Source organism: Litchfieldia alkalitelluris (assembly GCF_002153425.1).
Taxonomy (GTDB): Bacteria; Bacillota; Bacilli; order Bacillales; family Salisediminibacteriaceae; genus Evansella; species Evansella alkalicola.
Genome location: NZ_KZ119600.1, coordinates 4,812,335 through 4,837,137 on the forward strand (window position 1 = coordinate 4,812,335; position 24,803 = coordinate 4,837,137).

The window sequence follows — 24,803 nt, forward strand, 5'->3', positions numbered from 1 at the left end:
CCTGGGGCTGAAGTAGGTCCCAAGGGTTGGGCTGTTCGCCCATTAAAGCGGCACGCGAGCTGGGTTCAGAACGTCGTGAGACAGTTCGGTCCCTATCCGTCGCAGGCGTAGGAAATTTGAGAGGAGCTGTCCTTAGTACGAGAGGACCGGGATGGACACACCGCTGGTGTACCAGTTGTTCCGCCAGGAGCATCGCTGGGTAGCTACGTGTGGAAGGGATAAGTGCTGAAAGCATCTAAGCATGAAGCCCCCCTCAAGATGAGATTTCCCATCACGTAAGTGAGTAAGATCCCTCAGAGATGATGAGGTTGATAGGTCTCGTGTGTAAGCATGGCGACATGTGTAGCTGAGAGATACTAATCGATCGAGGGCTTAACCAAACTATTTTTAAAACTTCTGTAAGTCTTATCAATCCAATATGTTATCTAGTTTTGAGAGGACAATTTATTTTGTTTTATCTCAACAAGTCCAGTGACGATAGCGGAGAGGTCACACCCGTTCCCATGCCGAACACGGTAGTTAAGCTCTCCAGCGCCGATGATAGTTGGGGTTTACCCCTGTGAAAGTAGGACGTTGCTGGGCAGATAAAGACATTCTCAATAGAGGGTGTCTTTTTTTGTGTTTTATATTGGTATGATTTTTGCTTTGGCTATTGCTTTTCCCGCAGGAACGAGCGTTTCTTCGTTGACTATGCAGCAAGTTATCTCGACGGATTCATTACAAGGTTTTACTCGTAGAGGAAGAGACACCGTATCTTACGCAAAAATTACTACTCTAAGTAAAATTACAAATAGTCTTTAATAGAGCTAATTAAATGAAGACTGAAACTCATGAAAAATCAAATTTGAGTCTTCATTTTCCCAGAATGAAGACTGAAACTCATGAGAAACCAGAATTGGGTCTTCATTTTCCCAGAATGAAGACTGAACTCCAGAAAAAACTAGATTTGAGTCTTCATTTCCTCAGAACGAAGCCTGCCTCACGCAAGAATAAAGACCTATCATCGTTTTTAATGATCAGCTAATTAATTGTGTAACTGTGTTACTATTAAATGTAGAATAACAAAAGATATTTCACATCATCACTAGGAAGAAGGTGTGTAGTATGGAAAGCTCTCCGAGATTACTAAAGCGTTTTTCTAAGGATTTAAATCATTTTTATGGTATCACTCCTGTTGGTATTTATGAGGCACCAAGGGGTTTCGCAGCAGAAACATTTTTTGTAGATACGGAAGATCATTCATATTTTTTGAAGATCATGCATAACCCAAGACGACAAAATATATTTAAAAATGGTTTAAGGGTAGTAGATGCTTTAGTTAAAAGTGGCATTGATTATATTACTAGGGTCGTTACATTAAGCACAGGTGAATTATTTTTTGAAAAAGATGGTTCCGTCATCGCATTATTTAAACGAATAGATGCAAAGCAAAGCTATGAGTATAATAGGGAAGCCGTATTTAGAAAACTTGCTCATATATATCGTACTTCAATGAATATTCCGGAAAGGGATAGCTTTATGAAGGAAGAGTTTAGTGACCATTTCATTAAGGGGTACGAAGAGAACGTCCAATTTATTCTAAGTCATGAGGTAAAAGGGGAGGAAGCTCAGGAAGTAAAAGACATGTTAATTCCTCATAAAGAGTTTCTAAAATCCTGTCCTGAAACTATTAAAGAGACGATCGCTAAATGCCAGAATGAGCATGCAGATTACTATATTACTCACAGCGATATCATACCCAATATAATGATTGCGGAAAATGGAGATCATTTTATTATAGATTTTGATGAAACTATTTTTGCCCCATTAGAAAGGGATGGTTTTTTGACCATTGCAGCAAAAAATGAAGACAGTAAACTTTGGTTATCTATCATGAGAGAATTTTTCCCAGGGTACGAAGTAAACGAAACCTTTATAAAGTACTATTTGTACGAACGGTTTATGATCGACTTAACTAGCTTTATCCAAGATCTTTTACATAATCCAGATAGAGAATATCGGGTGAAGGTAGTAAATTCAACGAGAGATTATTTGTTAGGATGGCTATTACCTATGATGGTGAAATATTAATTGTTTTTGCATAAAGTGGAGTGTATTGATTAGCAATTATAGAGACATTACTCAGATGGAGGGTGTCTTTTTTTGCTTTGATTAGAAAAATATAATGAAGGTGTAACAATTTTTGAATCATGTGCATAAATTGAATCTACATCAACAATTAAATCTACTTTATTTTTTCAAAGAATCAAAGAATAGAAAAGCACCTTCTCGGCCATACTATGAATGGAGGTGGAGAAACTATGGGTAGCTTAATTTCTTCAAAGAAACAGGATAGTTTACAAGAATGCTTGATTTGTGAACAGGAAAGGGATAATGGGATTCATTTATTAAACTATTTTATTTGTAAAAACTGTGAGAGTGACATTGTTCAATCAGAGACAAAAGATCAAGGGTATAATCTCTATGTTCACAGGTTAAGAAAAGTGAAAAATGCACTTATGCCTACGGGTCAGAATAAAGCTAATTAAATCTAATAGTGAATATTTGTCTTATATAATACATAGGGGACCTACGATTTGTTTCATAAACGTAGGTTTCCTATTTTTTTGCGTAAAATAAAGTGATTCATTAAAACTAATATGTATTTGACCTATTCATTCCCATTAAAGATAAAGACTTGTATAATAAAAGTAGTATTGATGGAAAGAGGTTAATTTATATGGATCAGAGTAAGACACCTCTATACGATAAGGTGATGGAACATCAGAAAAAGTCACCTATATCTTTTCATGTACCTGGTCATAAAAATGGATCTGTATTCAATAAAATGGGCAAAGACATCTTTGAACAGATCTTAAGGATCGATGTAACGGAAATTGAGGGAATGGATGACTTGCATCAACCTGATGGTGTCATACAAGAGGCGCAAGATTTGGCAGCGAATTTGTATGGAGTTAAGGATACATTTTTCTTAGTGGGTGGATCTACTGTTGGTAATTTAGCAGCTATTATGAGTTCGCTAAAAACTGGAGATAAAGTAATTGTCCAAAGGAATTCACATCAATCAGTCTTCCATGGTATTGAGCTTGCTGGAGCAACTCCAGTTTTTATCCATCCTGATGTTGATGTTGAAACAGGGTTGTCTTTAGGTGTTTCAAAGTATGCATTAAAAGAGACTATTGAACGTTTTCCAATGGCAAAAGCAATTATTCTTACAAATCCTACATATGAAGGCTATGGGCAGCCACTAGACGATCATGTGGAGTTGGCTCATCATGCAGGAATGATCGTCATTATTGATGAGGCCCATGGTGCTCATCTTGTTTTGAAAGATAGTCATTGGCCTGTATCTTCCATTCATGCTGGTGCAGATATCATCATCCAGTCTGCACATAAAATGCTTCCTGCAATGACGATGACGGCATTTTTACACATAAACAGTAGTCGAATAAACAAGGGTAGGGTAAAGAACTATCTTCGTATGCTGCAGTCAAGCAGTCCATCCTATCCTCTCATGGTATCATTAGATTTAGGAAGAGCATATTTGGCGAAGATACTAGAGAGCGATTGGAGCAGAATGACAGATCATCTATTGCAGTTTAAAGAGGGATTAAATCGTGGAGATGGCTGGGTTCGATCACCTAATAGGATAAATCAATATGTTCAAGACCCTTTAAAGTTAGTGTTTGTTGCTGATGAATACATAAGTACGGACACTTGGAAGGAAAAGATGGAGTCATTGAACGTTTTTCCAGAGCTGGTTACCCCAAACCATATACTACTAACGCTTCCGTTGACTGTAGATGGACTCGCAACGGCTGATTGGACAAGTTTGATGAAACGTAGCCTTTTGGGTGAAAAAAATGGTTACGTCATAAAAAGGGATAACATAAAAAAATTCACTGTAAACGAAAATGAATCTATTTTTTCCGAAGCGGTGGTTCCACTTTCTCAGTTATTAGAGATGGAAGTTTTTAAAGTTCCATGGACAGAAAGTATAGGATTAGTGGCTGCAGAAACGATTACACCTTATCCACCTGGAATTCCGTTGATCATGAAGGGTGAATATATTAGTGAATATCATATTGTACAATTACATCGTCATATAGAGAATAAAACTAGATTTCAAACTGGAGATTCTTGGTTCAAGGATGGAATCTCTGTAGTAATGAAATGAAGGAGAATGTATTGTGGAAGGTATTTTTATAACGTTTGAAGGTGGAGAAGGTGCAGGTAAAACGACTGTTCTTCAAACCGTAAAGAATAGATTAGAGAAGGAAGGAAAAAAGGTTTTTACCACTCGTGAGCCTGGAGGAAGTGTTATTGCTGAGAAAATAAGGGAAGTAATATTAGACCCATCCCATACAGAGATGGATCCTCGTACGGAAGCATTGCTCTATGCGGCTGCAAGGAGGCAACACCTAGTAGAAAAGGTTATACCATATCTAGAGCAAGGATATATTATTTTGTGTGATCGATTTATCGACAGTAGTTTAGTATATCAAGGTGATGCGAGGGGAATTGGGATTGAGGAAGTACTGGCAATTAATTTATTTGCGACAGAAGGCCTCCTACCACAACTAACCTTATACTTTGATATTGATCCAGAAGAAGGATTAAAGAGAATCCAGGCTAATAGTGATAGAGAGGTTAATCGTTTGGATCAAGAGAAACTTGATTTTCACGTGAATGTAAGGAAAGCATATCAAAGTTTAGCAAAAAAAGAAGCCAATAGAATTAAAACGGTGGATGCTTCCCCTACTATAGAAGACGTAGTAGAGAATGTTTGGGCTCAATTAAAGGAAACCATAGAAAAATAGTAGGCCGGAATTATACAATAACTCTGAAAAATCGTTATAATTTTTTTTACAGTATCCTGCAACGTTTGTTTCTTGTTATAATACACTATATAATAAAGAAACTCCTAGCTACATCCGGGAGATAGAGGAGGGAATCAATATGAAACTAATTATGGCGGTTGTACAAGATAAAGATAGTAATCGATTGTCTGACGCATTAGTTGAAAATGAGTTCCGTGCAACAAAATTAGCAAGTACTGGTGGATTCCTAAAAGCTGGGAATACAACGTTTATGATAGGTACTGAGGATGCAAATGTACAAAAAGTACTTGAAATAATAAAAGAAAACTGTAAATCAAGGGAACAATTGGTTGCACCTATTTCACCTATGGGTGGAAACGCAGACTCATACGTTCCTTATCCTGTCGAAGTACAGGTTGGAGGAGCTACGGTCTTTGTCCTTCCTGTAGAAGAATTCGAAAAGTACTAGGCGGAGATATATGATGAATTGGGAAACCCTTTCGTTAACCCAACCAACTGTAGTTAAAATGCTTACAAATAGTTTAAGAAAAGATCGCCTAGCTCATGCCTATTTATTTGAAGGTGGAAGAGGCAGTGGGAAATTAGAAGTGGCAAAGGTATTAACAAAGTCCTTTTTTTGCGAAAATAAAATGGATGAAGAGCCTTGTCTTTCATGTGGCGATTGTAAACGTATAGATTCTGGGAACCACCCAGATGTTCATATTATTAATACCGATAGTCAATCCATTAAGGTAGATCAAATTAGGCACTTGAAAAAGGAATTTAGCTTCCGTGGAGTGGAATCTAAGAAGAAAGTATACTTAGTGGAAGAAGCAGAGAAAATGACTATTGGTGCTGCAAATAGTATCTTAAAGTTTTTAGAGGAGCCTGAGGGGGAAGCTTTGGCTGTTTTAATGACAACACAGTTTCACCGTATTATTAAAACAATTGTTTCGAGATCCCAAGTTATATCCTTTGCCCCCTTAGCACCTGAACAGCTTGTGGACAAGCTTATTGGTGAAGGGGTTTCAGAAACAGATGCAAAAGCAGTTTCGCAGATTACTTATGATTTGGAAGAAGCTATCCAACTCTGCCAAGATAATTGGATTGCGCAAGCTAGAAATAAAGTGATACAATTAGTAGATGAGATTTCAATGCGTCCAAAGCATGCATTTATTACGGTTCAAGAGGCATGGATGCCTTTTTTCAAAGAAAAACAGGACATGCAATTAGGACTGGATTTATTAATGATATGGTATCGTGATATTCTTAGACTTCAAATTAATGACGATAGTCAAATTGTTTATATAGATCAAATCAATAAACTACAAGAATATTCGTTAAAGCTATCTCAGAAAAAGCTGGGATCCAACCTCCAGGCGGTAATGAATGCAAAACGCAGATTGGATGCCAACACCGCTCCCCAGCTATTAATGGAGCAATTGCTTCTTAGGTTACAGGAGGGATAACGTGCATCGAGTAGTAGGTGTTCGATTTAAAAAAGCCGGGAAAATTTATTATTTTTCACCAGGCGATTTAACTATAAATGTTGATGACTATGTCATCGTAGAAACAGCCCGTGGTATTGAATTCGGGAAAGCTGTTATCGGTATTAAAGAGGTAGGAGAGAACGACGTCGTTCTTCCACTGAAAAATGTTTTAAGGCTAGCCACCGATAAAGATAAGCTTATCGTGCAGGAAAATCGGGAGGAAGCTCAAAAAGCGTTCGAAGTCTGCCAAAGTAAAATTGAAAGCCATGAGCTCGATATGAAACTAGTGGATGTGGAATACACATTTGATAGGAATAAAATTTTATTTTATTTCACAGCAGATGGGAGAATTGACTTTAGGGAGCTAGTTAAGGATTTAGCGTCCATTTTTCGAACGAGAATTGAGCTACGCCAGATAGGTGTACGTGATGAAGCGAAAATGCTAGGGGGCATAGGCCCATGTGGTCGAATGCTTTGCTGTTCTACTTTCTTAGGTGATTTTGAGCCAGTTTCTATTAAAATGGCAAAAGATCAAAATTTATCACTTAATCCCACTAAGATTTCTGGATTATGCGGTCGTCTTATGTGCTGTTTAAAATATGAGAATGATTTGTATGAGTCTGCTAAAAAAGAGCTCCCAGATCTTCATGATGAGCTAAAAACAAGTTATGGCAGAGGAAAAGTAGTAGGATTGAATATGTTAGAAAGACTAATTCAAGTAGAAGTATTTGAATCTAGTCGTGTCATCGAATTCACATTGGATGAGCTCATTGAAGAAGGAGCTATTACCAGCGAAGCCACGAAATAATGAGGTGTGGGTATCGTGAATAAAAATGAGATCTTTACCCGAGTTAGTCAATTGGAGGAACGAATTGGCGGGCTACATCATGAACTTGGGGAGTTAAAAGAGCAACTAGCTCTATTACTTGAAGAAAATCATCATTTGCAAATTGAAAATGCTAATTTGCGCCAAAGAATGGAATCAGAACAGAAATCTAAACCAAATGAGCAGGAGGAAACAGGGGATCGTCTAAAGCCTGATTTTGGTGAAGGATACGATAACTTAGCCCGACTTTATCAAGAAGGCTTTCATATTTGCAATATGCATTATGGTAGCATTCGTAAAGAGGGTGACTGTCTGTTTTGCTTATCCTTTTTAAATAAAAAGTGATGCAACAAAGTCTTTCCGATATTGATCGGAGAGACTTTTTCTCATGATAATTTATAAGACTCTTGGAATTCATGTATGTCTAGCTTTGGCGACTACTTGCGCAAGTTCATCAACAACTGTATTTTCAGTTATAATTAAGAAATAAATTAGGCGTACTAATAGCCATATAAAAAGGAACGAGTTTAAAAATGACAGAGAAAAAGGGAATCGAATATATTCACTACATGCCAGGGAAAAAAAGATATATTTATCAAAGAAACGATATATTTTCATTTTCAATTGATGCAGTTTTATTAGCTAAATTCGCAAAAGCACCAAAAGCAACTGGTAAAATCATTGATCTGTGTACGGGAACTGGGGCAATCCCATTATTACTTTCTACAAGAACTAGTGCACCAATTGATGCAGTTGAGATTCAAAGCTTATTATGCGAGCTGGCTGAAAAAAGCATAAAATACAATGACTTAGAAGGACAAATAAGCCTCATTCATAAAAACATATTAGACTTAGACAAGGAAGTTTCTTGGGGCAGTTATGATCTTGTGACATGTAATCCTCCTTACTTCACTGTTACGTCCGATCAAGGGAAAAATAGAAACGAAAAGATATCTTATGCACGTCATGAAATTGCCTGTACACTAGATGACGTCATTCGTATATGTGCAAGACTTGTTAATCAGACTGGTAAAATTGCAATGGTGCACCGCCCAGAAAGACTAGCAGATATCATTATAACAATGAGAAAATACAAGGTAGAACCAAAAGTTATTCAATATGTACACCCTAGAAAAGATAGGGAAGCTAATATGATATTAATTGAGGCTGTTCGTGGGGGAAAACCTGGTCTAAAAACGTATCCTCCGTTTTTTGTTTATGGAGATGGGCAAGAATATACAAAGGAGTTCAAAGAGTATTATGAAACATGGTAATGGAGAACATTTTGTTTATATAATAAGATGCAACGATGAAACATATTATACAGGCTACACGACAGATATAGAAAAACGCATAAACCAACATGAGGCAGGAAAAGGAGCAAAATATACGCGAGGGAGAAGCCCCCTCTCACTAGTTTATGAAGAGTCTTTCCAAACAAAAGGAGAAGCTCTTAAACGGGAGTATGAAATAAAACAGCTCTCTAGACAGGAAAAAGAGGCTATTATTAGTGAAGGTGGAGAGAAGTAATGTACATACAACAGAGCTACCGGGACGAAATTGAAGGCTGTTTGTACTTAGTACCAACACCAATAGGTAATCTACAGGACATGACTTTTCGTGCAGTAGACGTACTTAAAGAAGCAGATGTTATTGCAGCTGAAGATACGAGACATACAAAAAAATTGTGTCACGTATTTTCAATTAATACTCCCCTAATTAGCTATCATGAGCACAATAAACGGGATAGGGAAGATGAGCTGGTTGAACGTGTAAAAAAGGGAGAAAAAGTTGCTTTAGTTAGTGATGCTGGTATGCCGGCCATATCAGACCCTGGAGCGGACTTAGTAGCAAGGTTTTATAAAGAGGAGTTACCAGTTATCCCGCTTCCAGGTGCTAATGCAGCCTTAACAGCCTTAATATCTTCAGCTTTACCCACAGATAAGTTTACCTTTATAGGTTTTCTAGACAGGAAAAAGAAAGATAGAAATGCAGCCCTAAATGAAATAAAGAATGAAGATAGCACTTTAATTTTTTACGAATCTCCACACAGGTTAAAAGAAACATTGAATGCTATTAGTTCTGAGTTAGGAAATCGACAGATGGCTCTATGTCGTGAACTAACGAAGCAGTTTGAAACGATTATTCGTGGTAGTGTAGAAGAAATTCTCTCTTTTATAGAAGCTGAGGGTGTTAAAGGGGAATGTGTCATTATTGTTGAAGGCATAACGGAAAAGGAAAAAGTAGCTTTAGAAACGGACATGTCATGGTGGAACTCCCTTTCTGTTGTAGAACATGTGAATGTATACATTAATGATGGAAAATCATCGAAGGAAGCTATTGCACAAACGGCTAAAGATAGAGGCTTAAAAAAGCGGGATGTTTACCAAGCGTACCATATTAACTAAATTTGCATAAAAAAAGAAGATGGGCAGTCAATTGACTATACATCTTCTTTTTAATTAAAAGCTAAGATATTATATGTTTTCAAAACCAGCATTTTGGCCGATGTCCAAGGAGCTTGGACTTTTCCAATAATATTAGTCTTGCTTAGATAAGTAGTCTTCTAGCTCTTTAATGATTTCTTTTGCACCCATTGGGCTTAAAATAATCTTACCGCTAGCAATAGATAAGTTATCGTCAGAAACTTCTCCTGTAACCTGACAAGTCATATTAGGCTTATATTTCTTAAGTACAATACGGTCGTCGTCCACATAAATCTCAAGAGCGTCCTTTTCAGCAATATCAAGTGTACGTCGTAGTTCAATTGGAATTACTACCCGTCCTAATTCATCAACCTTCCGAACAATACCAGTAGATTTCATTATAATTTCTCCTCCCATGATTATAAGTACATTCTTCTCTATAATAATTATTCGACAAAATTCTTTCAAACTTAGAATACCAACTTTTCCAAAAGAAGTCAATTAATTTGTATTTAATTTTAATAATTTCATAGAATTTTTGTATCTGTAAAAAAATAGATTTCCCATAATTTTTTTAAATTGTTGATATTACAACATTTTGCGACATAACCACTATTAACTTTGGTAAAACATGTATGAACTGGAATAATAGGTTTCTTAAGAGTTTTTCCATATTATAAGTAACTAATTCGACATTAAATGACATGATTATTGGAGGAGAATAAATATTTTTTACTGATGGTCCGTATTGTTTTACGATATCTTTTCTATCACCTCACACTTTAATGATGTATAGACTATACCCAGGTTACAAAAAATGTAATCTTTATTTTGGAATTTGTTTGAATATATTTACACACATTAGAAGATAATAATAATATCTGACATTTATTTGATACACGTAAAAATCTAGGTGATAATGCCTTGACATGAATCTAGCCATTAGGTATATTCTGAATACAGATGGATATCTTTTCCGATGACGGGATAAGTAAAAAGGAAAGTTCATGACAGAGAGCCAGGGTAGCTGAAAACTGGTATGAATGGCACTTTTGAAAATGGTCCTTTGAGGAGTTACTCTTCGAGCTGTAAAGTAAGGGGAGGACGTATTCCCAGCGTTATATGGGAGAGCCGTTAAGTATTTGATTTAACGAGCTTCTAGAGGCTGCATATGTATTGAGCAGTGAATCTGGGTGGTACCACGTGAGTATACTCTCGTCCCAATTATGGGCGGGAGTTTTTTATTTTTTTAGGCTCTGATAAACGTTTTTTTGCGATGATGGTATTGAGAGTAGACTGTGAAAAACAACACACTACTTGAACATTAATGATAGGAGGAATAAAAAGATGACGAAAGAGAATAAGACATTCTATATCACAACGCCAATCTATTACCCAAGCGACAAGCTTCATATAGGTCATGCGTACACTACTGTTGCAGGTGATGCAATGGCTCGTTACAAGCGATTACGCGGTTACGATGTGATGTATTTAACAGGAACAGATGAGCACGGTCAGAAAATTGAAAGAAAAGCAGAGGAAAAGGGAGTATCCCCTCAGGAGTTCGTTGACAATATCGTTAAGGACATTAGAAAGCTATGGGATAAACTAGATATCTCCTATGATGACTTTATTCGAACAACGGAAGATAGACACAAACAAGTAGTACAGGATATTTTCGAAAAGCTTGTAGAACAAGGTGATATTTACCTTGATAAATATGAAGGGCTATATTGTACACCTTGTGAGTCCTTCTATACGGAGTTACAAGCGAAGGATGGAAATTGTCCTGACTGTTCAAGGCCTGTGGAAAAGGTTCAGGAAGAGTCATACTTTTTTAGAATGAGCAAATATGCAGATCGCCTTCTTGCTTTTTATGAAGAAAATCCTGAGTTTATACAACCTGATTCTAGAAAAAATGAAATGATTAATAATTTCATTAAGCCTGGACTCGAAGATCTTGCTGTATCTAGAACATCGTTTGAGTGGGGAGTAAAAGTAAAAAATGATCCAAAACATGTTGTTTATGTTTGGATAGATGCCTTATCAAACTATATTACGGCACTAGGTTACGGTAGTAACGATGAAGACAAATACAATAAGTATTGGCCAGCAGACGTTCATTTAGTTGGAAAGGAAATTGTAAGATTCCATACGATTTATTGGCCAATCATGTTAATGGCTCTTGATCTGCCATTGCCAAAGAAAGTATTTGGTCATGGTTGGTTGCTCATGAAGGATGGGAAGATGTCTAAATCGAAGGGAAATGTTGTAGATCCAGTGCCTCTTATAGATCGATATGGTTTAGATGCATTAAGATACTACCTTTTAAGAGAAGTACCATTTGGTTCAGATGGTGTATTTACTCCAGAAAGCTTTGTGGAGAGAGTAAACTATGATCTAGCAAACGACCTTGGAAACTTATTAAATCGTACAGTAGCGATGATCAATAAATACTTCGACGGAGAGATTCCTCCTTATGTGAAGGATGCTACTCCATATGATGATTCACTACTGGAATTAGTAGATGCCACTGTTACAAAAGTAGAACGTTCAATGGAGCAGATGGAATTTTCCGTAGCCTTAACGGCCATATGGCAGCTTGTCAGTAGAACGAATAAGTATATCGATGAAACACAACCATGGATTCTAGCAAAAGACGATAGTGCACAGGAACAGTTAGGGTCAGTGATGTATCACTTAGCTGAAGCCCTTCGTCATATAGCAGTATTAATAAAACCTTTCTTAACTGAAACACCTTCAAAAATATTTGAACAGTTAGGAGTCGAAGGGGATGTTATCACATCTTGGGAGTCTCTCCATGCATTTGGAAAGTTGGCTTCAGGGACAAAAGTCGTGAAAAAGGGAGAACCTTTATTCCCGAGATTAGAAGTCGAAGAAGAAGTAAAGCATATTGTTGAGCAAATGGGTGGAACACTTGTCACTCAAAATGATGAAAAGAAAGACGGAGATAAAACTAAACAGGAAGCTGTTGAAGCTCCTGAAGTAGATGAAATTACAATTGATGATTTTTCAAAAGTGGAACTAAGGGTTGCCCAAGTAATAGAAGCTGAAAAAGTTAAGAAGGCAGATAAACTCTTGAAGATCCAGTTAGACTTAGGTTTTGAAAAGCGTCAGGTGATTTCAGGGATTGCAAAGCACTATCAACCTGAAGAATTAGTTGGTAAAAAAGTGATTTGTGTAACTAATTTAAAGCCTGTGAAACTAAGAGGAGAACTATCTCAAGGGATGATATTAGCTGCATCCAATGGCGATGATTTAACTTTAGCCACAATTGGAGAAGCACTTCCAAACGGTTCGAAGGTTAAATAATGATTTAAGTTGCCTTATAAGGAGGGATCCTTGTAAGGCAGCCTTGTTTTTCAGAGATATGGAAGGAGGAGTTACATGTTATTCGATACGCATGTGCATTTAAATGCTGACCAATATGAAGATGATGTAGACGAGGTGATTCAGCGGGCTATTGATACAGGAGTAACGAATATGGTTGTCGTAGGATTTGATAGTAAAACAATCCCCAAAGCAATCGAGTTAGCAGAAAAGTATGAGTTTATTTATGCTGCTGTAGGCTGGCACCCCGTTGATGCAATCGACTTTAAAGAGGAGCATCTATTGTGGCTTAAGGAGTTAACGGAACACCCTAAGGTAGTCGCATTAGGGGAAATGGGTTTAGATTATCACTGGGACAAATCACCAAAGGACGTACAGAAGGAAGTATTCAGAAAGCAGATTCAATTAGCAAAGGAACTAAAGATGCCGATCATTATCCATAACAGAAATGCAGATGAAGATATTGTGGATATTTTAGAAGAAGAAAACGCTAGAGAAGTTGGAGGCATTATGCATTGTTTTGGTGGGGATCTGGAAATAGGGAAGCGGTGCCTTGAAATGAATTTTCATATATCCTTTGGAGGTCCTCTGACTTTTAAAAATGCAAAGCTTCCAAAAGATGTGGCGAAGGAGATTCCACTTGAACGGTTGTTAATTGAAACGGATGCACCTTACCTTGCACCACACCCATATCGTGGAAAAAGAAACGAGCCTGCATATGTAAAATTGGTTGCTGAAAAGCTTGCTGAATTAAAAGGTGTTTCTTATGAGGAAATTTCATACATTACTAATAAAAATGCAAAAGAACTTTTCGGGATTTAGTGACAAAAAATGTGTCTAAATACTGACAAATAGCTGACATTTTTCCCTTAACGAATCAAAAAAGATCTTGTCCAATCAAAGCGCCGAATTCGTTGGTTCTACAATAACTTGTCAATGCATATGATGTTCATGTCGAGGAGGGAGGTTTGCCTTTTTGACATGATCTGATTAAATCCTACTAGGTAAGATTCCTTACGTAAAGTTGACAAGGGGGGGGAATGGGCGTATATTTCGGTTTCTGAGGGAGGGGTTCAGCCATGAATCAATGGATGAAGCAACAAATCTCTAATTTTTCTTGGAGAAAGTTTGCAGTATCCAGCGTCGGCCTTCTAACTTTGATGGGTATTTTGTCTTTTGCAATCTATGAAGTTACGAAAGTATCAGTGACCGTAGAAGTGGAAGACGAGCTTGACACTATTTATACGCATGCATCAACTGTTGGAGAGCTTCTGGAAGAACGTGGTATTGATGTTAGCATTCACGATTACATCGAACCATCCGAGGACACAGCACTCACTGAAGCTATGAATATAGTATATATACCTGCACAACAAGTAATGGTAAATATTGATGATGATGAAAAGCCAATATGGACTATTGCTGGAACTGTACAGGAGCTCATGGAAGAACTAGATATTGTAGTTAATGAGCATGATGTAATCGAACCACCATTAGATACAGCAGTAACAGCAGACATGACAATTAACTATGAAACTGCTTTTCCTGTTACAGTTTTTAGTGATGGAGAAGAAGAGGAAATATGGACGACTTCGACAACGGTCGCTGACTTTTTAGAGAGAGAAAACGTCTCCATTGGTGATCTAGATAAAGTGGAACCAGAATTGGATGATGTGCTTGAACAGGAGACAGAAATTACTGTCGTTCGGGTTGAAAAGGTCACCGATGTTGTGGAAGAATCAGTAGATTATGCTACTGTCACAAGAAATGACTCATCATTAGAGCGTGGCTCTGAGAAAGTGATACAAAGTGGAAGCGAAGGCCGAATTAAAAAGCATTATGAAGTGATTTTTGAAGATGGCGAAGAAGTTTCACGAGAGTTAGTGAAAGAAGAAGTTGTATCTGATAGTGAAGATCGCATTGTTGCTGTTGGAACAAAAGATCCAGCACCAACCGTATCCCGTGGGAGTAGTTCAAGCTCGGGTACTGTCTCAAAGGGAGAATGGATGAACTTCACTGCAACTGCATACACAGCTTATTGTAATGGATGTTCAGGAGTAACATATACAGGAATTGACCTTAGGTCTAATCCTGATGCGAAAGTTATTGCAGTTGATCCTAATGTCATTCCTTTAGGTTCCCGTGTTGAAGTTGAGGGTAGGGGTACCTATTTAGCTGCCGATATTGGTGGCGCTATTCAAGGAAGAAAGATTGATATCTTTATTCCAGACAGGAATCAAGTTAATCGATTTGGCCGTCAGTCAGTAAGAATAAGAATTGTGGAATAAACACAGGGGTAAATCCTCTGTGTTTTCTTTTATTTACATTATGTTTAATGTTGTTAAAATGTGAATATCTAGATAAAAATATATATAATACATATTTAAGTAGTTGGGAATAACGGTTTCATTTTATTAGACGTATGAAAAAATAAAATGTTTCACATTTATTACAAAAAAATTAAATTTTTTATTATATCTACCCAATTGGACCAAAGATGATGAAAATATTACTAACTTGGTAATTGAATGAGCGGAAAGCAAGTAGCCTGCAGGGAATCCAATTACATTTAGTCTATTTTCACGGCAAAATGAATGTATAAAGCTTATGCTTGAAGGGATAGAAAAACATGCGAAAGCACTTAAAAGAAGTAATAGTAGTAGAAGGAAAAAGCGATACAAATGTGTTACAAGGGATTCTTTCTTGCGACACGATTGAAACGAATGGGTCAGCAGTTTCAAAGGAGACGCTAAACAAGATTGAACTCGCCCAATCCCGTCGTGGGGTCATTATATTTACTGACCCTGACTTTCCGGGGGAAAAGATACGAAAAACGATAGATCAAGCTATTCCAGGGTGTAAGCATGCATTCTTAGCGAAATCTGCGGCGATTGACCATCGTAAAAAGAAGGTAGGAGTAGAGCATGCTTCTAGAGAAGACATTCTTGAAGCACTAGAAAATGTTAAGGCTTCTTATGGGATAGTTAGTCAAACTGAGATTACGAGGGAAGATCTCCTAACAGCAGGTCTAATAGCTGGTAATAGGGCAAAGATGAGAAGAGAAAAATTAGGTGAAATATTGAGTATAGGCTATACAAATGGAAAACAATTATTGAAAAGGCTACAACAATTTCAAATATCAAAAGAAGAATTTATTGAAGCACTAAACCAGGTGATTGAGGAGAATGATTATGAGTGAAAAGGATATTGCAACTCCCATTAGAACGAAACAAATTTTAGAGCGTTACGGTTTTTCATTTAAAAAGAGCTTAGGTCAAAACTTTTTAATTGATACTAACATTCTACGACGAATTGTTGATGCAGCAGATATATCAGAAGAAACAGGTGTTATAGAGATTGGACCTGGTATTGGTGCATTAACGGAGCAAATTGCTAAGAAGGCAGGGAAAGTCCTTGCATTTGAAATAGATCAGCGCCTACTTCCTATTTTAAAAGAGACTTTAGCTCCATATGACCATGTTAAAGTAATTCATCAAGATATACTTAAGGCCGACGTGATTAATGAAATCGAAGAATATTTTTCTGAAGGACAAGATTTAGCTGTCATAGCGAACCTTCCATATTATGTAACAACGCCAATCCTAATGAAGTTGTTAGAGGAAAAGCTCCCTTTAAGGACAATTGTTGTCATGATTCAAAAAGAAGTAGCAGACCGAATTGCTGCAAAGCCTAATTCAAAGGATTATGGGTCTTTATCCATTGCTGCTCAATTTTATGCCCATGCTGAGACAGCGTTTACCGTACCAAAAACAGTTTTTGTACCTCAGCCTAATGTTGACTCAGCTATTTTGAAATTAACCCTCAGAGAGAAACCTCCAGTGGATACAGATGATGAGGAATTCTTTTTTGAAATAGTGAGGGCATCATTTACACAAAGAAGAAAAACGATTTTAAATAACTTGTCAAAGTATTTTTCTGAAACGATGTCAAAGGCTGATATGGAAACCTGCTTAACAGAGACTGGGATCGATCCTAGGCGCCGAGGAGAAAGCCTGTCCATGGAGGAGTTTGCTGACTTAAGTAATGCGTTGTATAAGTTAATCTAATAAAAGTAGCAACTAAAACACTTCTTGCATATTTTATCGTGTGAGGAGGCGTGTATCATGACAGGTATAAAAGTGGGTCAGATTGTGGGGAGATCTTCTTACAATTGTGATATCTTATTTCGAGTGAAAAATATAGATGGTAATAATGCTGAACTCTGTGGAGAAGATATGCGGCTTGTAGCAGATGCTCCAGTTGATGATTTAATTATAATTAAAGAGCAGGACAGAAAGAGAATGGAGAAAATCCAGAGGCAAAAAGAAGAGAGCTGTTACCATTTATTTCGTCAAGATCGGAAATTAATCCGTGAAAGGAACGAATACCAAGTAACATCAGGTTACACAAAAAAAAACAGCTATTTTGAAGTTCCTGGTAAGGTACTTCATCTAGATGGGGATTCTCTATATTTGAAAAAATGTACGCAAGTATATGACCGCTTAGGAGTTCCTGTATACGGTGTTCATATGCAAGAGAAAGAAATGCCTCTACAAGTAGCGTCGCTCATTGAAATGGTTAGACCAGATATTATAGTCATCACGGGCCATGACTCATATTCTCGCTCAAAAGGGGAAGAGAGCGACATGAAAGCATACCGAAATTCTGGATACTTCGTCGATACTGTAAAAGAGGCTAGGAAAGTAGTACCTTATATGGATCATCTCGTTATATTTGCAGGTGCATGCCAGTCTAATTTTCAATCGTTATTAAAGGCGGGAGCCAATTTTGCTAGTTCTCCTGAAAGGGTTAATATTCATGCACTAGATCCAGTTTACGTAGTATCAAAGGTGAGCCTAACTCCTTTTATGGAAAGAGTAGGAGCTTGGGATATATTAAAAACTTCGTTAACTGGAAAACAGGGGATTGGTGGAGTAGAGACGAATGGTTCTCTTCGAAGAGGAATGCCACAATATATGAATGAAGAATAAATATAGATGAACCAAAAACAAGAGTATCCAACACTGAACTGGATACTTTTGTTTTTTTATGTGTACAAAAGTAGGTGTTCTAGGCATTTGTTCCTCCACTGCCCTACGCTCGTGTACATAGGCGGTTACGCTTTTAGGTTTAAGTTATATAAGAAAGTGAGTTCTTCGAATTCATGTCTAGCTCCACCGCCTACTCACTACGGGGCACTTCGAAATGACACTAGAAGTCTAAAATGCGTGACTTCTAGTGTCATTCCTCCACTGCCCTACGCTCGTGTACATAGGCGGTTACGCTTTTCGTTTTATTCTGAAAAGTAATTCGAATGAAAACAATCTACATATTTTTATGAAAAATGTACAACCTAAAGAATGTTAAAAAAAATGAGAGAAACTAATTGACACAGAGGGTAGAGAGTTGTTATAATTTTAGTTTTATTTGACTATTTTGCCCGTTTGTGCTACAATTAGGACAAGTGAGGTGTGGTGGATGGCTAAAACATTAATTGAGATTAAACGATCTCTAGACGAGAATGTAGGTAAAAGGATCACCATTCAAGCAAATGGTGGTAGACGTAAGATGATTAGACGTTCTGGTTTATTAGAGGGTACTTATCCTTCCGTTTTTACGATCAAATTGGATCAAGATGAGTATGCAGTGGAAAGAATCTCATACAGCTATACAGATATTTTAACGGAAACAGTTAAGTTAACATTAGACGAAGACGCAATGGTTCAAACTGCAGAAAACGTTTGAAATTAGGACGATTACTCAAAAAAGTATCTATCACATGGCTAGTTGTGGTTTAGATTTTTTTGGGTAATCGTTTCTTTTTTTTACTATCTGTATTCTTTATCCTAAGGGACATACTAATACTGTCGCATGTAATGGAAGGAGATGTTGCTAATGGCAAGGAGACGAGGGATAATGTCAGATCATTTTAAAGAAGAGCTGGCAAGAGAACTTGGCTTCTATGATACTGTTCAAAAAGAAGGTTGGGGCGGTATCCGATCACGGGATGCTGGTAACATGGTAAAACGAGCCATTGAACTGGCAGAGCAGCAAATGTCCAATAAATAATCATGCGGCAGGAAGTACTAGGGTTTAACTAGCCTAGTACTTCCTATTTTTGTATAATTTCATACATATTCACAAAGAAGCCTAGAATCCCAATATAACAAATGGTAAAATAACTGAAGTAGATTTGAACGGCTAAAGAAGCAGGTGGGAAAATAATGCAGAAAATAGTAAAAGCTCCAGCGAAAATCAACTTAACACTGGATGTATTAAAAAAAAGAGAAGATGGCTATCATGAAGTTGAAATGATCATGACAACGATCGATTTAGCAGATCGTATTCAGCTAACAACGTTAGAAGAAAATAAAATTGTCATCGAAGTAAATAAAGGTTTTGTACCTTCCAATGATAAAAACTTAGCTTATCAGGCTGCTAAGCTACTGAAGGACCATATGAACATTAAAAAAGGTGTTTCTATTTTTATCGATAAACAAATTCCTGTATCAGCAGGATTGGCTGGTGGAAGTACAGATGCTGCTGCTGTTTTGCGTGGGTTAAATGACATGTGGAACTTACAATTAAGTATAGATCAACTGGCTGAAATTGGACTTCAAATAGGATCAGATGTTCCATTTTGTGTACATGGTGGTACTGCCATTGCTACAGGTAGAGGTGAAAAGTTAGAGTTTATTCCATCCCCTCCGCCATTCTGGGTTGTGTTAGTAAAGCCACCTAAAGGTGTTTCAACGAAAGACGTCTATGGGAGGTTAAACTTAAATAATCTTGATCACCCTGATACTGACGGAATGGTTCAGGCAATAAAAAATAAAGATTTTCACGGAATTTCAAGTAGGCTTCAGAATGTCATGGAGGACGTTACTTTTAATCTTTACCCAGAAGTAAGTAAGGTTAAGGAGAGAATGTTACAATTTGGAGCTGACGGTGCTGTCATGAGCGGAAGTGGGCCAACTGTTTTTGCTATTACTCAAAATGAATCAAGAGCAGACCGTTTATATAATGGCTTGAAAGGTTTTATGGAGCAAGTCTATGTTGTCCGACTGCTAGGGTAACCTAAATGAACCTTGTTAAATCCGTATATAAATGGTATATTACTTTTAAAATATTCGGATTTAGTCTAGGGAGGGTTAATATGAAATACCGTAGAAGTGGTCGTTTAGTGGATATGACGAATTATTTCCTTTCACATCCACATCAGCAGATTCCATTGACGCATTTTTCAGAAGTGTATAATTCTGCAAAATCATCTATTAGTGAAGACCTTGCTATTATAAAAGAAGTTTTTGAAGACAGAAGTGTAGGAACGATTGAGACGGCTGCAGGGGCATCTGGTGGGGTTACCTTTATCCCTACTGTGGATCAAGAGAACACTGGAAAACTAATAGACAAATTAAGTGAGCGATTAGAAGACCCAGACCGTCTACTCCCAGGCGGATATATTTATATGATGGATGTGATAGGTGATCCGTTGCTTATCCAAGATCTGGGTAGGGTTTTTGCATCAAGGTTTCGATTTGCTGGTGTAGATGCAGTGATGACAATGGCAACGAAAGGTATTCCATTAGCTTATGCCGTAGCAGGTCACTTAAATGTACCTGTTAGCATCGTAAGGCATGAGCATAGAATTACAGAAGGTTCGATTGTTAGTATTAATTATGTGTCAGGGTCGAAAAAACGAATTCAAACCATGTCCCTAGCAAGAAGAAGTCTCAAGCCCAAATCTAATGTATTGATCATTGATGATTTTATGAAAGCAGGGGGAACGATTCGCGGCATGATGGATCTTGTAGCTGAGTTTCAATCTACTGTTGCAGGAGTAGGGGTTTTAACAGAGGCTGTTCATGAAGAAGAAAAGTTAGTAGATAAATATGTTTCGTTAACTAAGTTATCACAAATGAACGAGAAATCCCGAACATTAAAAGTAGAACGGGGAACCTATTTTGAAGCGGAAAACCTAATCTAGAGAATTTGTGGCGATTGTCACATAATGATAAATGTATGACATAATTAAATTATACAGAATTTTTTTGCTTTTTTTCTGGAGAAAAGAAGGATTACCCAAATATTTGTAGAATTGTTGTAATAGTTTTTATTTCATTGAATAAAGGTGGTGGCAGATATGGAAGTAACAGATGTGAGACTTCGCCGTGTTAATACGGAAGGTCGTATGCTTGCAATCGCATCTATTACCATCGATGATGAATTTGTCGTACATGACATTCGGGTAATCGACGGCAACAATGGCATGTTCGTAGCAATGCCTAGCAAGCGTACTCCAGACGGAGAATTCAGGGATATCGCACATCCTATTTCTTCAAAAACCCGGGAAAAAATTCAGACAGCTGTCTTAGCAGAGTACGAGCGTGCAGGCGATGAAGTGGAATTTGAAGAAGCAGGCGCTTCATAATTTTTTAAATCTGACCTAGCCTTTTTAATCTATGGGCTAGGTTTATTTTTGCGTTTAACACTAGGTTGTTAACCTATTATACCCGCATTTTTTCCTTCACCAGTCATATGATATCTATTCCCCATCTTGAAAAGAGCTTCAATATAAGATATATTCGTAATGGAAAATGAGCCGTGGAGGTTATTATATATGAAAAAGCGTTTTGCAATAATTTTAGCCGCAGGTAAGGGAACACGTATGAAATCAGACTTATATAAAGTGTTACATCCAGTGTGCGGTAAACCAATGGTTCAGCATGTTGTGGATCAGTTAAAAGGGTCTGACGTAGAGAAAACAATCACAGTTGTCGGTCATGGGGCTGAAATGGTTAAGGAACAGTTAGGTAAGGGTGTTTCTTACGTTCTACAAGAGGAACAACTAGGTACAGGTCATGCTGTCATGCAGGCTGAAGATCAGTTGCGAGACCTTGAAGGAACAACTGTTGTTTTATGTGGAGATACGCCATTAATTACAGATGCAACGATAAATGCACTCATAAAAGAACATGAAACAATGGAAGCGAAAGTAACAGTTTTAACTGCCGTAGCAGATGACCCTACCGGATATGGCAGAATTATACGTAATAGCCAGGGAGCAGTAGAGAAAATTGTTGAGCATAAAGATGCTTCAGAAGAAGAATTGAAAGTGAACGAAATCAATACTGGGACATATTGCTTTGATAATAAAATGCTTTTTGATGCATTAAAGCAGGTTGGAAATGATAATGTTCAAGGAGAATATTACTTGCCTGATGTCTTAGAAATCTTAAAGCAAAAAGGGGAATTAATTGCTGCTTATCAGACACCTGAGTTTTCAGAAACAATAGGGGTAAATGATAGAGTGGCATTAAGCAAAGCGGAATCATTAATGAAATTAAGGATAAATGAGCAACTTATGAGGGACGGGGTTACATTAATTGACCCTGCTAATACGTATGTTTCTGCAGATACCAAAATTGGTAAAGACACGGTTGTCTATCCAGGTAGTATCATCAATCAGTCCACTATAGGAGAGCGCTGTACAATTGGCCCTAACTCAGAAATAGTTAATAGTAAAGTTGGAGATGAGGTCAATATAAAACAGTCAGTTGTTCATGATAGTGAAGTTGGAAGTAGGGCTGCTATCGGACCTTTCTCTCATATTAGACCTCAAACAGTCTTAGGGACTGATGTTAGGGTCGGCAATTTCGTAGAATTAAAGAAAATGACAATGGGTGTCGGAAGTAAAGCTTCACATTTGAGCTATTTAGGCGATGCAGAAATTGGAGATAATGTGAATGTAGGCTGTGGATCCATTACAGTTAATTATGACGGAAAAAATAAGTTTCTAACAAAAATAGAGGATGGGGCATTTATTGGTTGTAATTCTAATTTAATTGCACCAGTGACTATTGGCAAGGGAGCTTTTGTGGCAGCAGGTTCCACCATCACGGACGATGTTCCAGGTGAGTCACTTGCAATAGCTAGAGAAAGGCAAACAAACAAAGAAGGCTACATGAAAAAATAATTGATAATGGACTGATAAAAAGGGCGTCGCCGCTTTTTTTACTGTGAAATGATGGAGGGGTTTATATACCATGGCTCGATATAAAGATGATAATTTGAAAGTATTTACCTTAAATTCTAATAAGGATTTAGCGCATGAAATAACAGACCATATCGGACTTGAGATGGGAAAAACATCAGTTGACCGTTTTAGTGACGGAGAGGTTCAAATAAATATTGAAGAGAGTATCCGTGGTTGTGACATCTATATCATTCAATCTACTTGCCAGCCGGCTAATGAACATATTATGGAATTACTCATTATGATTGATGCACTAAAAAGAGCATCAGCAAATGCAATAAATGTTGTTATCCCTTATTATGGTTATGCTCGACAAGATCGTAAAGCTCGCTCTAGGGAACCAATTACTGCTAAATTGGTTGCAAACCTACTTGAAACGGCTGGGGCAACGAGAGTTATTACTCTTGACCTACATGCAACTCAAATACAAGGTTTCTTTGATATCCCTGTAGACCAGTTGGTTGGTGTACCGATTTTATCTGATTACTTCAGGGATAAAAATTTAGATGATATCGTCATTGTTTCCCCAGACCATGGTGGCGTAGTACGAGCTAGAAAAATGGCTGACCGTCTTAAAGCTCCAATTGCTATTATTGATAAGCGTCGTCCGAAGCCGAATGTATCTGAGGTAATGAATATTGTCGGAAATATTGAAGGGAAAACAGCTATAATAATTGATGATATTATCGATACAGCAGGAACTGTTACGCTTGCGGCTAATGCAATGATCGAGAATGGTGCAAAAGAGGTTTACGCATGTTGTACACATCCAGTGCTTTCTGGACCTGCTATTGAAAGAATTAAAAACTCGAAAATTAAAGAGTTAGTTGTTACAAATTCAATTCCATTACCAGAAGAAAAGCGTATTGATAAAATTACACAGCTTTCAGTAGGTCCATTATTAGGTAAAGCCATTATTCATGTTCATGAGCAGCGCTCTGTTAGTGAGTTATTTAATTAAATCTTTTAAATCGGCGTTCATGTCATTATAAAATACAGCTTGTTTATAAAGAACATGTTTCAAATTCTTAAAAATTGGGAAAACCATTATAAGAACTAAAAATGATGAGGTGTATAAACATGGCTGCAGTTTTAGAAGCAAGAATACGAGAAGATTTAAGAGGATCAAGACTTAATAAAATCCGTAATGAAGGACGAGTTCCAGGAGTTGTTTACGGAAAGACATTCGGTAATAAACCTGTTTCAGTAGAAGAAGTGGAACTCATAAAAACTTTAAGGAATCATGGTAAAACAGGTGTTTTTAAATTAGCTCTAGATGGACAACAGACAAATGTTATGATTTATGAGATGCAACAGCACCCGTTAAAAAACGAAATAGTGCATGTTGATTTCTGTGCAATCGATATGAAGAGTGAATTAGATGCTGATGTACCTATACAGATTGTTGGTGAAGCTGTTGGAGTTAAAAATGGCGGCGTACTACAGCAAATTGCCCATGAGGTTTCTGTAAAAGCATTACCAGGTAATATTCCTGAGTCATTTGAAGTGGATGTCTCAGATTTGGACGTAAATGATAATCTCCAAATCAAAGATTTAAATACAGGATCGGACTTTACAATTAATAACGACCCTGAAGAGACTATTGTTTCCATTTTACCACCAACAGAACAGGAGAATGAGCCTGAAGTTGGAGACGAGCCTGAAGGAAAAGAACCTGAGGCAGTTGCAGAAGAAAGTGCTGGAGATGAAGAAGAATAATAAGCTTCTATCAGGACAAGAGGTATAGCCGTCCAGGTTATACCTCTTTTATACGTGATACTAGCTGGGGAGATGAGGAAGATTTTTCTTGATAAATTATTTAAGAGAAAAAGCACGTTTGAAAGTGAGGGTCTA

At 37.3% G+C, this 24,803-nt stretch carries 26 protein-coding genes, 1 rRNA gene and 2 other annotated features (1 of these 29 cut by a window edge); of the genes, 26 read left to right on the forward strand and 1 reads right to left on the reverse strand.

Going from position 1 to position 24,803, the window contains the following annotated elements:
- Positions 1 to 380 (forward strand) — a sequence feature (23S ribosomal RNA rRNA prediction is too short); it begins 404 nt to the left of the window's first position.
- An 87-nt stretch (positions 381 to 467) separates the two neighbouring features.
- The 12 genes from rrf (at position 468) to rsmI (ending at position 9,544) form a co-directional block, all read left to right on the forward strand.
- Positions 468 to 582: ribosomal RNA gene (gene rrf / locus BW724_RS22695) — 5S ribosomal RNA — on the forward strand.
- Between the two features lie 522 nt (positions 583 to 1,104).
- Positions 1,105 to 2,070 (forward strand): phosphotransferase, encoded by a 966-nt coding sequence (locus tag BW724_RS22705; protein ID WP_088077447.1) that lies wholly within the window; start codon positions 1,105 to 1,107, stop codon positions 2,068 to 2,070.
- Between the two features lie 230 nt (positions 2,071 to 2,300).
- Entirely contained in the window at positions 2,301 to 2,528 is a 228-nt protein-coding gene (locus tag BW724_RS22710; protein WP_176371538.1) for a sigma factor G inhibitor Gin, read from the forward strand.
- A gap of 191 nt (positions 2,529 to 2,719) precedes the next feature.
- The gene (locus BW724_RS22715; RefSeq protein WP_088077451.1) at positions 2,720 to 4,177 is read left to right on the forward strand and encodes an aminotransferase class I/II-fold pyridoxal phosphate-dependent enzyme; all 1,458 of its coding nucleotides are present in this window, start codon (positions 2,720 to 2,722) and stop codon (positions 4,175 to 4,177) included.
- Positions 4,178 to 4,190: 13 nt separating this feature from the next.
- Positions 4,191 to 4,820, forward strand: coding sequence for a dTMP kinase (tmk, locus tag BW724_RS22720; RefSeq protein WP_088077454.1), 630 nt, complete (start codon positions 4,191 to 4,193; stop codon positions 4,818 to 4,820).
- A 139-nt stretch (positions 4,821 to 4,959) separates the two neighbouring features.
- Entirely contained in the window at positions 4,960 to 5,289 is a 330-nt protein-coding gene (locus BW724_RS22725; protein ID WP_088077455.1) for a cyclic-di-AMP receptor, read from the forward strand.
- 10 nt (positions 5,290 to 5,299) lie between these two features.
- The gene (holB, locus tag BW724_RS22730) at positions 5,300 to 6,289 is read left to right on the forward strand and encodes a DNA polymerase III subunit delta' (protein WP_328588736.1); all 990 of its coding nucleotides are present in this window, start codon (positions 5,300 to 5,302) and stop codon (positions 6,287 to 6,289) included.
- Between the two features lies 1 nt (position 6,290).
- A complete protein-coding gene (locus BW724_RS22735) occupies positions 6,291 to 7,118 on the forward strand; it encodes a PSP1 domain-containing protein (RefSeq protein WP_088077457.1) in 828 nt (275 codons plus the stop codon).
- 15 nt (positions 7,119 to 7,133) lie between these two features.
- On the forward strand, positions 7,134 to 7,481 hold the full coding sequence (yabA, locus tag BW724_RS22740; RefSeq protein WP_088077459.1) for a DNA replication initiation control protein YabA: 348 nt from the start codon (positions 7,134 to 7,136) through the stop codon (positions 7,479 to 7,481).
- Positions 7,482 to 7,669: 188 nt separating this feature from the next.
- Positions 7,670 to 8,410, forward strand: coding sequence for a tRNA1(Val) (adenine(37)-N6)-methyltransferase (locus BW724_RS22745; RefSeq protein ID WP_088077461.1), 741 nt, complete (start codon positions 7,670 to 7,672; stop codon positions 8,408 to 8,410).
- On the forward strand, positions 8,397 to 8,666 hold the full coding sequence (locus BW724_RS22750; protein ID WP_088077463.1) for a GIY-YIG nuclease family protein: 270 nt from the start codon (positions 8,397 to 8,399) through the stop codon (positions 8,664 to 8,666). The genes BW724_RS22745 and BW724_RS22750 overlap by 14 nt, the downstream gene beginning before the upstream one ends.
- Positions 8,666 to 9,544: a 16S rRNA (cytidine(1402)-2'-O)-methyltransferase gene (gene rsmI / locus BW724_RS22755; RefSeq protein ID WP_088077464.1), complete on the forward strand. Its 879-nt coding sequence runs from the start codon at positions 8,666 to 8,668 to the stop codon at positions 9,542 to 9,544. The genes BW724_RS22750 and rsmI overlap by 1 nt, the downstream gene beginning before the upstream one ends.
- 132 nt (positions 9,545 to 9,676) lie before the next feature.
- On the opposite strand, the gene BW724_RS22760 is transcribed toward rsmI, so the two are convergent.
- A complete protein-coding gene (locus tag BW724_RS22760; protein WP_088077466.1) occupies positions 9,677 to 9,961 on the reverse strand; it encodes an AbrB/MazE/SpoVT family DNA-binding domain-containing protein in 285 nt (94 codons plus the stop codon).
- A gap of 571 nt (positions 9,962 to 10,532) precedes the next feature.
- Positions 10,533 to 10,788 (forward strand) — a binding site (T-box leader).
- 121 nt (positions 10,789 to 10,909) lie between these two features.
- On the opposite strand from BW724_RS22760, the gene metG reads away from it, so the two are divergent.
- From metG to BW724_RS22830, 14 genes are all read left to right on the forward strand, one after another.
- Positions 10,910 to 12,895, forward strand: a complete 1,986-nt coding sequence (gene metG / locus BW724_RS22765) for a methionine--tRNA ligase (RefSeq protein WP_088077468.1) — start codon at positions 10,910 to 10,912, stop codon at positions 12,893 to 12,895.
- Positions 12,896 to 12,970: 75 nt separating this feature from the next.
- Positions 12,971 to 13,735: a TatD family hydrolase gene (locus tag BW724_RS22770; RefSeq protein ID WP_088077470.1), complete on the forward strand. Its 765-nt coding sequence runs from the start codon at positions 12,971 to 12,973 to the stop codon at positions 13,733 to 13,735.
- Between the two features lie 257 nt (positions 13,736 to 13,992).
- The gene (locus BW724_RS22775) at positions 13,993 to 15,201 is read left to right on the forward strand and encodes a G5 and 3D domain-containing protein (protein ID WP_088077472.1); all 1,209 of its coding nucleotides are present in this window, start codon (positions 13,993 to 13,995) and stop codon (positions 15,199 to 15,201) included.
- Positions 15,202 to 15,542: 341 nt separating this feature from the next.
- Positions 15,543 to 16,112 carry a ribonuclease M5 gene (rnmV, locus tag BW724_RS22780; RefSeq protein WP_088077474.1) on the forward strand — a complete coding sequence of 190 codons (570 nt, stop codon included), beginning with the start codon at positions 15,543 to 15,545 and terminating at the stop codon, positions 16,110 to 16,112.
- The gene (rsmA, locus tag BW724_RS22785; protein ID WP_088077477.1) at positions 16,105 to 16,980 is read left to right on the forward strand and encodes a 16S rRNA (adenine(1518)-N(6)/adenine(1519)-N(6))-dimethyltransferase RsmA; all 876 of its coding nucleotides are present in this window, start codon (positions 16,105 to 16,107) and stop codon (positions 16,978 to 16,980) included. Before rnmV ends, rsmA begins: the two co-directional genes overlap by 8 nt.
- A 57-nt stretch (positions 16,981 to 17,037) precedes the next feature.
- A complete protein-coding gene (gene yabG / locus BW724_RS22790; RefSeq protein WP_088077479.1) occupies positions 17,038 to 17,904 on the forward strand; it encodes a sporulation peptidase YabG in 867 nt (288 codons plus the stop codon).
- Between the two features lie 487 nt (positions 17,905 to 18,391).
- Positions 18,392 to 18,658: a Veg family protein gene (locus tag BW724_RS22795; protein ID WP_088077481.1), complete on the forward strand. Its 267-nt coding sequence runs from the start codon at positions 18,392 to 18,394 to the stop codon at positions 18,656 to 18,658.
- Between the two features lie 150 nt (positions 18,659 to 18,808).
- The gene (locus BW724_RS22800; RefSeq protein ID WP_088077483.1) at positions 18,809 to 18,982 is read left to right on the forward strand and encodes a small, acid-soluble spore protein, alpha/beta type; all 174 of its coding nucleotides are present in this window, start codon (positions 18,809 to 18,811) and stop codon (positions 18,980 to 18,982) included.
- 155 nt (positions 18,983 to 19,137) lie between these two features.
- Positions 19,138 to 19,989: a 4-(cytidine 5'-diphospho)-2-C-methyl-D-erythritol kinase gene (ispE, locus tag BW724_RS22805; protein WP_088077485.1), complete on the forward strand. Its 852-nt coding sequence runs from the start codon at positions 19,138 to 19,140 to the stop codon at positions 19,987 to 19,989.
- 80 nt (positions 19,990 to 20,069) lie between these two features.
- The gene (gene purR, locus BW724_RS22810) at positions 20,070 to 20,900 is read left to right on the forward strand and encodes a pur operon repressor (RefSeq protein WP_088077487.1); all 831 of its coding nucleotides are present in this window, start codon (positions 20,070 to 20,072) and stop codon (positions 20,898 to 20,900) included.
- A gap of 156 nt (positions 20,901 to 21,056) precedes the next feature.
- Positions 21,057 to 21,344, forward strand: a complete 288-nt coding sequence (spoVG, locus tag BW724_RS22815; protein WP_088077489.1) for a septation regulator SpoVG — start codon at positions 21,057 to 21,059, stop codon at positions 21,342 to 21,344.
- A gap of 189 nt (positions 21,345 to 21,533) precedes the next feature.
- Positions 21,534 to 22,889 (forward strand): bifunctional UDP-N-acetylglucosamine diphosphorylase/glucosamine-1-phosphate N-acetyltransferase GlmU, encoded by a 1,356-nt coding sequence (glmU, locus tag BW724_RS22820; RefSeq protein ID WP_088077491.1) that lies wholly within the window; start codon positions 21,534 to 21,536, stop codon positions 22,887 to 22,889.
- 70 nt (positions 22,890 to 22,959) lie between these two features.
- On the forward strand, positions 22,960 to 23,910 hold the full coding sequence (locus tag BW724_RS22825; protein ID WP_088077494.1) for a ribose-phosphate diphosphokinase: 951 nt from the start codon (positions 22,960 to 22,962) through the stop codon (positions 23,908 to 23,910).
- Between the two features lie 119 nt (positions 23,911 to 24,029).
- On the forward strand, positions 24,030 to 24,668 hold the full coding sequence (locus BW724_RS22830) for a 50S ribosomal protein L25/general stress protein Ctc (RefSeq protein WP_088077496.1): 639 nt from the start codon (positions 24,030 to 24,032) through the stop codon (positions 24,666 to 24,668).
- The last annotated feature ends 135 nt before the right edge of the window (positions 24,669 to 24,803 follow it).